Genomic DNA, 10,552 nt, shown 5'->3' on the forward strand with positions numbered 1-10,552 from the left:
AACCCCCGCGCCATCACGCGGCCCCTTTCTGCAGCCGCGCCGGCAAACCGTTCGCCCAGGCGCTGATCGTCCCGGCCCCGAGGCAGACAACCATATCGCCGGGGCGGGTTTGTTCGCGCACCAGACGTTCCAGATCGTCTTCGCCCACCACGGCGCGTGCGTGGCGATGCCCGTGGCGGATCAGCCCGGCCACCAGATCATCGCGACCAGCACCCGGTATGGGATCTTCGCCCGCGGCGTAAACCTCGGCGATACCGACCACATCCGCATCGTTGAAACAGGCGCAGAAATCGTCAAAGAGGCTAGAAAGGCGCGAATAGCGATGCGGTTGATGCACCGCGATCACGCGGCCCTCCGTGGCCTGCCGCGCGGCTTTCAGCACCGCCGCAATTTCAACCGGGTGGTGGCCGTAGTCGTCGATAATCGTCACCCCGTCAATTTCGCCCACACGGGTAAACCGACGGTTAACACCGCCGAACGCGGCAAGGGCGGTTTTGATCACTTCGGCCTTCATGCCCAGATGGCGCGCCACCGCAATGGCCGACAGCGCGTTGGAGACGTTGTGATCCCCCGGCATCGGCAGGCTGCAGCCCTCGATCACAGTGCCCTCGGCCTGCAGGGCCACATCGAAATAGGCCACGCCCCCCGCATACCGCAGGTTGACCGCGCGCACATCGGCCTGCGCGTTAAACCCGTAGGTGATCACCCGCCGGTCGGTGATCTTACCCACCAAGGCCTGCACCTCGGGATGATCCGTGCAACAGACCGCAACGCCGTAAAACGGGATGTTGGAGACAAAATCGAGGAACCCCTGACGCAGCGTGTCAAAATCCCCCCAGTGTTCCATATGTTCGGGGTCGATATTGGTCACGATCGCGATGGTCGCAGGCAAGCGATTGAAGGTGCCATCGCTTTCATCGGCTTCCACCACCATCCATTCACCCTCGCCCTTGCGCGCGTTCGAGCCATAGGCGTGGATGATGCCGCCGTTGACCACGGTGGGGTCAAACTCCCCCGCATCCAGCAAGGTCGCCACCATGGTGGTCGTGGTGGTTTTGCCATGCGTGCCCGCAACGGCAATGTTCGATTTCAGGCGCATCAGTTCGCCCAGCATCTCGGCCCGGCGCACGATGGGCAGACCACGCGCACGGGCCGCATCCAGTTCCGCATTGCCCGGTTTGATCGCGCTGGAGATCACAATGACTTCGGCATCTTCAATGTTCTCGGGACGCTGGCCAACGAACACACGCGCGCCAAGTTCTTCGAGGCGGCGCGTGATGCGTGTTGGCTTCAGATCAGACCCCTGAACCCGGTACCCATGGTTGAGCAAGACCTCGGCAATGCCGGACATGCCGATGCCGCCGATGCCGACGAAATGTATCGGCCCGACATCGCCGGGCAGTTTTGTCGCTGCATTCATGTCTTTTGCCCCTTTTCTGCCAAGCCTTCGACCATCTGCGCCAGCATCTCGGTTGCTTCCGGCTTGCCGAAACGCGCCGCCGCCGCCGCCATTTGCATCGCTGCGGTGGGATTGTCCAACACGGAATGAATCTGTTCGGCCAATGCCTCCGGGGAGGCTTTGGATTCCGGCACCATGATCGCGCCACCGGCCTCGACCAACCCGCGCGCATTGGCGGTCTGATGATCCCCCGTCGCGGCCGCATAGGGGATCAGAATGGCGGGCCGCCCGATCACGGACAGATCCGCGACAGAGGATGCGCCCGAACGGCTGATCACCAGCTGCGCTTCGGTCATGCGCCGCGGCACGTCCTGAAAAAACGGCTCCACCTCCGCCCTGACACCATTTTCCGCATAGTATTTTGCCACCCTCTCCTGATCTTCATCGCGCGCCTGATGGCTGATGCGCAGGTTCCGGAGCATCGCCATGGGCAGCGACGCGATGGCCGGGGGGATCACATCGCTCAGGATGCGCGCCCCCTGACTGCCGCCGATCACGAGCACCTCCATCGGATAATCACCGGGGCAGATGTATCCCGCCTCCGCGCGTTCAAGGATGGCTTTGCGCACCGGGTTGCCGGTGTGATAGCCCTCGACACCTTCGGGCAAATCCGTCGGCCAAGTGCCGCAGGCAATGGCATCAACGCGGCTGGCAAAGGCGGTATTCACCCGCCCCAGGACGCCGTTTTGCTCATGGATCATACGGGGCAGCTTCATCAAAAAGGCCGCCGCCAGCGCCGGGATTGTCGGGTATCCGCCAAAACCCACCACCACGGCCGGTCGATCCCGCCGAAAGCTCAGCAAGGCGCGCAAGACACCTGCACCGATCTTGAACGGTGCGACGATTTTTGCGGCGATACCACCGCGCGCGAAGGTCGCGCTGCTGATCTCTTCGATCTGGGTCGAATGCGGAAAACCGCCGGTGTAGCGTGCGCCGCGCGCATCCGTGGTCAGCTTGACCCGCCAGCCCCGGTTCAACATCGCCTCCGCCAGGGCCTGCGCGGGAAACATATGCCCGCCCGTGCCCCCGGCAGCGATCAACAAAAGCGGCGCGCTCATCGGGCGCGTCCACGCGACAACAGATCGCTGATCTCACCCTGTGGGCGCGTGCGCGTAAAGGCCAGCAACATGCCAACGGCAATGCCGGATGCAATCACCGATGAGCCCCCGTAACTGACAAAGGGCAGCGTCATGCCTTTGGCAGGCAACAGCCGCACCGCCACGCCCATATTCACCATCGCCTGCACACCGAGCATGCAGGCCAGACCGGTCCCGGCCAGACGGATGAACGGGTCACGTTCACGCACCAGACGCATCAGGGAGCGTACAACCACACAGGCATAAAGCGCGATCACCACCAGCACGAGGATCAGCCCGTATTCTTCGGCAGCGACAGCGATGATGAAATCGGTATGCGCATCGGGCAAGGACCATTTCACTTGCCCCTCGCCCACGCCGACACCGAAAAAGCCGCCTTCCTGAATGGCATTGGTGGCATAGCCGAGCTGTGTTGTCGGGTCGACTTCGGCACTGAGAAAGCCGTCGATGCGCCGGGCAAAGTGCTCCGAGTTGGAATAGGCCAGCACACCACCAGCCACCACAAGCACCGCCATGCCGACAAGCAAAAGCATCGGCGCACCGGCCACAAAATAGATGACCCCCCAGCCGAACAGGACCAGACAAGCCTGCCCGAAATCGGGCTGCAAGGCCAGCATGAGCACGATCGTGATGCATAAGACAAAGGACCACGTCTTGCCCGGCGGGCCGTTGAGATCCGCCGAGGCGGCCATCATCCACGCGGTGACGACCACGAAACCGGGTTTGAGAAATTCAGAAGGTTGCAAAGAGGCAAAACCCAACCCATACCAACGCACCGCCCCCTTGCCGAAGTCCGTGCCAAAGAAAGGCAGCAAGGCCAGCGCGATAAAGGCGCAAATAAACCCAATCACCGCCAAGCGCCGCACCAGCGTCGGCAGCATCATGGAGGTGATGATCATCGCCAGCAGCGCGAATGTCCCAAAAAACGCCTGCCGCTGCACGTAGTGAAACGGCTCGAACCCGTTTTTGGCAGCCAGTGGCGGCGAGGCGGCGAGCCCCAGCAACAGGCCGATGCAAAAAAGAATAAGCACGCAGGACAGCGACCACTTATCAATTGTCCGCCACCACTTGGGGAGGATCGGTTCGCCATCACGAACCGGTACCGCGCCATAGACCATTTCCGTCATGGATGTCTGCCTTAGTAATTCACTGCCGATGCGCCCCATTTTTGGGGTCTGTCTGGCAAGCATAGCCTGATTTGATGTGCAAAGCTAGCCTCAAGCCTTGTATTATCCGTCGTTTCAGGCCAGTTGGCCGCCATGCAAGTTGATGTGGCAATAATTGGCGCAGGCGCTGCGGGCATGATGTGTGCCGCCTATGCGCCGGGGCGCATTCTGATCGTGGATCACGCCCGCGCGCCCGGTGAGAAAATCCGTATTTCCGGCGGCGGGCGATGCAATTTCACGAATATGCACTGCGGCCCGCACGCGTTCCTGTCAGAAAACCCGCATTTCGCGAAATCCGCCTTGGCGCGCTATACGCAGTGGGATTTCATTGATCTGATTGATCAACATCGGATTGCCTGGCACGAGAAAACACTGGGTCAGTTGTTCTGTGACACTTCCGCGAAAGAGATCATCGCGATGCTGCGCGGCCTCATGCAGCAAAACGGTGTTGATCTGCATTTGCAAACGCAAGCGCAGGACTTTGCAAAGACTGTCAACGGGTTTGAATTCAACCTCCTGAAGGACGGGCAGACCACCCGGGTGCAGTGCAACACACTGGTGATTGCCAGCGGCGGCAAGTCCATCCCCAAGATGGGCGCGACCGGGCTTGCCTATGATATCGCGCGCCAGTTCGGGTTGCGCGTGACCGACACCCGCCCTGCACTGGTGCCTTTCACCTTTCCCGAAGGGCGTTTTGCCCCGCTTGCGGGCGTGGCGGCACCTGCGCGTGTAACCGCGGGTGGCACCAGTTTTGACGAAGCGGTTCTGTTCACCCACCGCGGGCTGTCCGGACCGGCCGTCTTGCAGGCGTCCTCCTATTGGCGTGAGGGCAGCCCGATTGATGTGAACCTGATGCCGGACACCAATCTGTTTGAGGCCCTAAAAGAAAAACGCAGCCAGTCGGGCGCGCGCAAACTGACAAACGAGCTGTCGCAGTTCCTGCCCGCGCGGCTGGTGGAGACGCTGGCGCAAACGCTCGACCTCGGTGGTAACATCGCGGATCAGTCCGACGCAAAACTCGCCGGCATCGCCGGCGCGCTGGAGAAATGGACCTTGCACCCCTCAGGCACGGAAGGTTACCGCACGGCCGAAGTAACCTTGGGCGGCATAGATACCGATGATCTGTCGTCCAAAACGATGGAGGCCAAGAAGGTTCCCGGCCTGTTTTTCATAGGTGAAGCCGTGGATGTCACCGGCTGGCTGGGCGGATATAACTTTCAATGGGCGTGGTCATCCGCCATGGCAACCGCCCGCGCGCTGGCGTGATAATGCGCGGCTAGAGCGTCTGACGAAATACCGGAAATATCGAGTATCACGTAACGCGTTTAAATCCTTGGTTTCAGGCAGCTTTGCGTGGTTCAAGTTTTTCGCACGACGCTTTAAAGGTACTTGGCGACCTCTTGCATGAAATCATCGCCGCGTTGTTCGAAGTTGTCATATTGATCAAAGCTGGCAGCAGCAGGGGCCAGCAGCACAACATCGCCCGCCTCGGCCTCGCGCGCCGCTTTTTCCACGGCCTGCGCCATGGTTGTGCAAATCTCGGCCTCGACGGGGAGTTTCATGGCAAAAGCCGCCGCTTCGCGACCGATGACATAGGCTTTGACAACCGATGCACTGGCGTTGCGCAAGGCGTCCATCCCGCCATCCTTTTCCAGCCCACCGCAGATCCAGCGGATGGATGGAAAGGCCGCCAGCGCCTTGGCCGCGGCATCCGCATTCGTCGCCTTGCTGTCATTCACAAAGCGCACACCGTCCTTTTGCCCGACCAGCTGGCTGCGGTGCGGCAATCCTTGAAAGGAATGCAGCGCCGCCTCGATCACTTTGGGCGCAAGACCCAAGGACCGGCAGACGGCATAGGCCGCACAGGCATTCTGGTGATTATGCACGCCCGGCAAGCCCGGAACAGACCGCAGATCAACCGACGCGATCTGCTTGCCCTTGCGGTATTCAGACAAAAACCCTTTGCGCGCAAAAACCTGCCACCCGGGTCCGGTCAGCTTTTGCGCAAACGAAATGCGAATAACACGATCATCCGCGCGGCCCTCGGCAAGCTGCCCCGCCAGAAACAGCCCTTCATCCTCGTCAACCCCAACGATCGCACGGTCCGGCCCGCCTTCGGCAAACAGGCGGCGCTTGGCGGCAAAATACCCGCCCATCCCCCCGTGCCGGTCCAGATGATCTTCGGAGAGGTTGGTAAACACCGCCACATCAGGCGTCAGACTGCGTGCGAGATCCGTCTGATAACTGGACAGTTCCAGAACCACGACCTCGCCATCATGCGGCGGGTCGATGTCCAGAACGCCACGCCCAATGTTTCCGGCCAAGGTCGCCGGGCGCCCCACATGTTCCAGAATATGATGGATCAGCGCGGAGGTCGTCGATTTCCCGTTGGACCCCGTCACGGCCACGACCCGCGGGGCGGTGTCAAAATTCGCCCAAGCATTGGTGGCAAAGGAGCGAAAGAACAGACCGATGTCATTGTCCACGGGCACCCCGGCCTGTAACGCAAGGCGCACAACCGGGTTCGGCGCGGGGTAAAGATGCGGGATGCCGGGACTGACTATCAGGCAGGCGATATCATCAAAATCCGCAACACGGGACAGTTGCGTGCAGGTAAATCCCTCTTGCTGCGCGCGCGCGCGCGCGTCCGGGTTGTCGTCCCAACACAGCGGCAGCGCCCCCCCTGCCCGCAAAGCGCGCGCGGCACTCATACCCGTGCGCCCCAGACCCAGCACCGCCACCGTTGCGCCACGCAATCCCTGAACGGGTATCATGCCCGGCCTCCTTGGGTGCGGGGTGCGGTTTCATGCCAGAAACGATCTGCCATCACCGCACCTTGAGCGTGGCAAGCCCGATGATCGCGAGGATCAGCGAGATGATCCAGAAGCGGATGACGATGGTGCTTTCCGCCCAGCCCTTTTGTTCATAGTGGTGATGGATCGGGGCCATCAGGAACACCCGTTTGCCGGTTTTCTTGAAGTAGAGCACCTGAATAATAACGCTGAGCGCTTCGATCACGAACAGACCGCCGACGATGGCGAGAACGATTTCGTGTTTGGTAGACACCGCAATTGCGCCAAGCGCCCCGCCGAGGGCCAGACTGCCCGTATCGCCCATGAACACCGCCGCAGGGGGCGCATTATACCACAGAAAGCCCAAGCCCCCGCCAAAGATACCGGCGGTAAAGATCAGAATTTCGCCCGTCCCCGGCACATAGTGCACATCAAGATAATCCGTGAAATCGACACGGCCCACCGCATAGGCAATCACGCCAAGCGTGCCTGCCGCAATCATGACGGGCATGATCGCCAGCCCGTCCAGCCCATCCGTCAGGTTGACCGCATTCGCCGCCCCGACAATCACGATCACCGAAAACGGCACAAAGAAGTAGCTCAGGTTGATCAGCGTATCCTTGAACACCGGCAGGGCCAGCCGGTTCTGCAGGGCTTCGGGGTGATATTGCGCCGCCCAATAGGATGCGATGGCCGCAATCACCAGCCCCAGCAGCAGGCGCACCTTGCCCGGCACACCCGCCGTCGTTTGCTTGGACACTTTGGCGTAATCATCCATGAAGCCGATGATCGCAAAGGACATGGTCACGAAAAGGACAATCCACACAAACGGATTGTCCAGCCGCGCCCAGAGCAGCGTAGACGTCAGCAACGCCCCGACGATCAGCAGACCGCCCATGGTTGGTGTTCCGGCCTTTGCGAAATGCCCCTCGGGGCCATCATCGCGAATGGGCTGGCCCTTGCCCTGCCTGCGCCGCAGCACGTTGATCAGGGGGCGTCCGAACAGAAAGCCGAATATCAATGCCGTCAGAAACGCACCACCTGCCCGAAATGTGATATAGCGAAAGAGGTTGAAAAAATCCCCTCCGTCCGACAGCAGCGTTAACCAATAGAGCATCGCGAATTCCTATTCTTCGTCGAGCGGGGCATGTCCCATTTTGCGGATGGCGTCAACGACGCAGGCCAGCTTCATGCTGAGCGAGCCTTTGGCAAGCACCACGTCACCGCTATCGATATGTGTTTTTACATGGGTTGCGGCCTCTTCAGCGCCTTCAAACCACATGCCGCGCTGCGGCTCTGGCAAAGCGTCATAGAGCGCGCGCATGACAGGTCCGATACAGTGGATCACGTCGATCTCTTTTGTGGCGGGCAAATGCGCAAGGCCCGCATGAAGCGCAACCTCATCGGGTCCAAGCTCTTTCATGTCGCCAAGATAGGCAATGCGCCGCCCCTTCGAGACGCGCCCGATGTCGTTCGTCACCTCGGCAGCCGCCAGCACCTCAAGGGCCGCCGCCATCGAGGTCGGGTTGGCGTTATAGCTGTCATCAATCAGATCCACGAACAGCCGCGTATCGACGCTGTCGAGGTAAATCCGTTCCCGCTGGCCGCGCCCCTTGTAGGGTGTCCAGCGTCCAAGTGAACCCAAGGCCAGCGCCACATCCGTGCGCAGGGCGGCCATCACCGCAATGGCCCCCAGCGCATTCATCGCGAAATGCCGCCCCGGCGAGTTGATCTTGTAAAGGATCGGCACCTCGCCCATCTCAGCCCGCACCACAGTCGTGTCACCTTGCAGATCCGCGCGCATCAGTTTGAAATCATACCCGTGTTCGCCAAATGTGATGTCGCGCAACCTGCAATCCTGCGCCTTGGCCATCAGGATCGCGGATGTGTCGACATCTGCATTCAGGATCGCGACACCGTTCGGCACCACGCCCTCAAAGATGGATGCTTTTTCGACCGCAATCCCCGTGATGTCGTCGAATGCTTCCAGATGCGCCGCCGCGACCGTGGTAATCAGCGCCACATGCGGGGCGGCCATCTTGGCCAGCGGTGCGATCTCTCCGGGGTGGTTCATGCCGATTTCGATGACTGCGAATTCCGTGTCGCGCGGCATGCGTGCCAGTGTCAGCGGCACACCCCAATGGTTATTGTAGCTGGCAACCGAAGCATGCGCGCGGCCCTGATCCGACAGCATGGCCAGCAGCATCTCCTTGGTGGAGGTCTTGCCGACACTTCCCGTCACCGCGACCACCTTGCCGCCCATGCGCGCGCGGCCCGCCCGTCCGAGGTCTTCGAGTGCCCCTTGAACATCCTCGACCATCAACAGGGGCGCGTCCTCGGGCACACCGGGCGGCACATGGCTGACCAGTGCTGCCGCCGCCCCTTTGTCCAGCGCTTGTTTTACAAAATCATGCCCGTCGCGCACATCCGTAAGGGCGACAAACAAATCCCCCGCTTGCAGGGTGCGCGTGTCGATGGACACCCCCGTGGCGTTCCACTGCGACGTCGTCGTGCCGCCGGTGGCCTCTGCCGCCTCTGCGGATGTCCAAAGGGTCATGCCAGCCTCCCGTCCAGCGCGGCAACCGCCACGCTTGCCTGTTCCGCATCATCAAAGGGCAGCACATCATCACCCACCACCTGCCCGGTTTCATGCCCTTTGCCCGCGATCAACAAGGCATCCCCGGGCCCCAGCGCGTCGACCCCGCGCAGGATCGCCTCCGCCCGGTCGCCGACTTCGATCGCATCAGGCGCACCGAGCAAAACCGCCGCGCGGATGCTTGCCGGATCCTCGGAGCGCGGATTGTCGTCTGTCACAAATACCACATCCGCGTTTTCCGCAGCCGCCTGCCCCATCAGGGGGCGTTTGGTCGCATCCCGGTCCCCGCCTGCGCCGACAATGGCGATCAGACGACCGACAACATGCGGTCGCAGCGCCTTGAGTGCCGTGGCAATCGCATCTGGCGTATGGGCATAATCGACAAAGACCGTGGCCCCATTGTCGCGCGTGCCCGCAAGCTGCATACGGCCCCGCACGGTGCTCAGATGCTCCAGCGTATCAAATACATGCTGCGGGTCTTCCCCGCAGGCGATCACCAAAGCCGCCGCCAGCATCACGTTTTCGGCCTGAAAGCTGCCAATTAACCCGAGGCGGCGCACATATTGCGTGCCATGATGCATGAAGCATACCACCTGACCGGTCGAATCCACCTGGATATTGCCCAGATGCAGATCGCCACTGTCCCGCCCGACGGTGATCACGGGACAATTGCGCGCCTCGGCAATCGCGGCCATATCGACGCCCCGATCCGCGTCGATGTTGATCACGGCTGTGGCGTCTTCGGGCAGCACGCGCGCAAACAGCCCCGCCTTGGCGGCAAAGTAATCCTCGAAAGTGGCGTGGTAATCCAGATGGTCCTGCGTGAAATTCGTGAACCCGGCAGCGGCCAGCGTCACACCGTCCAGCCTGCGCTGGTCAAGCCCGTGGCTTGAAGCCTCCATCGCCGCATGGGTCACACCCTGACGCGCGGCCTCAGCCAGCGCACGGTGCAGCGTGATCGGTTCCGGCGTGGTATGGGCCAGCGGGGCGCTCCATGCGCCTTCAACACCGGTTGTGCCCAGGTTGATCGCCTCATGCCCCAGCAGCGTCCAGATTTGGCGCACGAAGGTCGCGACGGATGTCTTTCCGTTCGTCCCCGTCACGGCCACCATGGTCTTGGGCTGGCCGCCAAACCACAGGGCGGCGGTGCGCGCCAGAGCCTCTCGCGGATCGTCCGATATCACGAGCGCCGCCTCGCTTGCGCCCAGTTCGGTCGCTGCCAATTGCGCGCCCGCAGCATCCGTCAGAATGGCCGACGCACCCATGCGCAAGGCGTATTGAATAAATTCAGCTCCGTGAATCCTTGATCCCGGCAGGGCGGCAAAAAGATAGCCATCCCTGACCTCGCGGCTGTCAACCGCAAGCCCCGTCAGCGTCGCCTGCCGCCCGTTGCGCGCGGTGAGACCCAGTTGGAATAGTGTTTTCGTCTGCCCGAGCATCGC

At 61.6% G+C, this 10,552-nt stretch carries 8 protein-coding genes; 1 reads left to right on the plus strand and 7 read right to left on the minus strand.

Going from position 1 to position 10,552, the window contains the following annotated elements:
- Positions 1-13: 13 nt before the first annotated feature.
- Genes murC through ftsW form a run of 3 tightly spaced genes read right to left on the minus strand, consistent with a single transcriptional unit; the run spans position 14 to position 3,683 of the window.
- On the minus strand, positions 14-1,420 hold the full coding sequence (gene murC, locus RD1_RS15410) for a UDP-N-acetylmuramate--L-alanine ligase (RefSeq protein ID WP_011569468.1): 1,407 nt from the start codon (positions 1,418-1,420) through the stop codon (positions 14-16).
- On the minus strand, positions 1,417-2,517 hold the full coding sequence (gene murG, locus RD1_RS15415; RefSeq protein ID WP_044033194.1) for an undecaprenyldiphospho-muramoylpentapeptide beta-N-acetylglucosaminyltransferase: 1,101 nt from the start codon (positions 2,515-2,517) through the stop codon (positions 1,417-1,419). The genes murC and murG overlap by 4 nt, the downstream gene beginning before the upstream one ends.
- Entirely contained in the window at positions 2,514-3,683 is a 1,170-nt protein-coding gene (gene ftsW, locus RD1_RS15420) for a putative lipid II flippase FtsW (RefSeq protein ID WP_011569470.1), read from the minus strand. The genes murG and ftsW overlap by 4 nt, the downstream gene beginning before the upstream one ends.
- A 132-nt stretch (positions 3,684-3,815) precedes the next feature.
- On the opposite strand from ftsW, the gene RD1_RS15425 reads away from it, so the two are divergent.
- On the plus strand, positions 3,816-4,988 hold the full coding sequence (locus tag RD1_RS15425; protein WP_011569471.1) for an NAD(P)/FAD-dependent oxidoreductase: 1,173 nt from the start codon (positions 3,816-3,818) through the stop codon (positions 4,986-4,988).
- A gap of 113 nt (positions 4,989-5,101) precedes the next feature.
- On the opposite strand, the gene murD is transcribed toward RD1_RS15425, so the two are convergent.
- From murD to RD1_RS15445, 4 genes are read right to left on the minus strand one after another with little or no spacing between them, the layout of a single operon-like run.
- A complete protein-coding gene (gene murD / locus RD1_RS15430; protein ID WP_011569473.1) occupies positions 5,102-6,496 on the minus strand; it encodes a UDP-N-acetylmuramoyl-L-alanine--D-glutamate ligase in 1,395 nt (464 codons plus the stop codon).
- 52 nt (positions 6,497-6,548) lie between these two features.
- Entirely contained in the window at positions 6,549-7,631 is a 1,083-nt protein-coding gene (mraY, locus tag RD1_RS15435) for a phospho-N-acetylmuramoyl-pentapeptide-transferase (RefSeq protein ID WP_011569474.1), read from the minus strand.
- A 9-nt stretch (positions 7,632-7,640) separates the two neighbouring features.
- A complete protein-coding gene (gene murF, locus RD1_RS15440) occupies positions 7,641-9,071 on the minus strand; it encodes a UDP-N-acetylmuramoyl-tripeptide--D-alanyl-D-alanine ligase (protein WP_011569475.1) in 1,431 nt (476 codons plus the stop codon).
- Positions 9,068-10,549, minus strand: coding sequence for a UDP-N-acetylmuramoyl-L-alanyl-D-glutamate--2,6-diaminopimelate ligase (locus tag RD1_RS15445; RefSeq protein WP_011569476.1), 1,482 nt, complete (start codon positions 10,547-10,549; stop codon positions 9,068-9,070). The genes murF and RD1_RS15445 overlap by 4 nt, the downstream gene beginning before the upstream one ends.
- Between the last annotated feature and the right edge of the window lie 3 nt (positions 10,550-10,552).

It is taken from the genome of Roseobacter denitrificans OCh 114 (genome assembly GCF_000014045.1).
In the GTDB taxonomy this organism is placed as follows: Bacteria; Pseudomonadota; Alphaproteobacteria; order Rhodobacterales; family Rhodobacteraceae; genus Roseobacter; species Roseobacter denitrificans.

Excerpts from the sequence above, each read along its gene's own strand:
- murD (WP_011569473.1), bottom strand. The coding sequence starts at position 6,496 with ATGATACCCGTTCAGGGATTGCGTGGCGCAACGGTGGCGGTGCTGGGT.
- RD1_RS15445 (WP_011569476.1), bottom strand. The coding sequence starts at position 10,549 with ATGCTCGGGCAGACGAAAACACTATTCCAACTGGGTCTCACCGCGCGC.
- mraY (WP_011569474.1), bottom strand. The coding sequence starts at position 7,631 with ATGCTCTATTGGTTAACGCTGCTGTCGGACGGAGGGGATTTTTTCAAC.
- RD1_RS15425 (WP_011569471.1), top strand. The coding sequence starts at position 3,816 with ATGCAAGTTGATGTGGCAATAATTGGCGCAGGCGCTGCGGGCATGATG.
- ftsW (WP_011569470.1), bottom strand. The coding sequence starts at position 3,683 with ATGACGGAAATGGTCTATGGCGCGGTACCGGTTCGTGATGGCGAACCG.
- murG (WP_044033194.1), bottom strand. The coding sequence starts at position 2,517 with ATGAGCGCGCCGCTTTTGTTGATCGCTGCCGGGGGCACGGGCGGGCAT.
- murC (WP_011569468.1), bottom strand. The coding sequence starts at position 1,420 with ATGAATGCAGCGACAAAACTGCCCGGCGATGTCGGGCCGATACATTTC.
- murF (WP_011569475.1), bottom strand. The coding sequence starts at position 9,071 with ATGACCCTTTGGACATCCGCAGAGGCGGCAGAGGCCACCGGCGGCACG.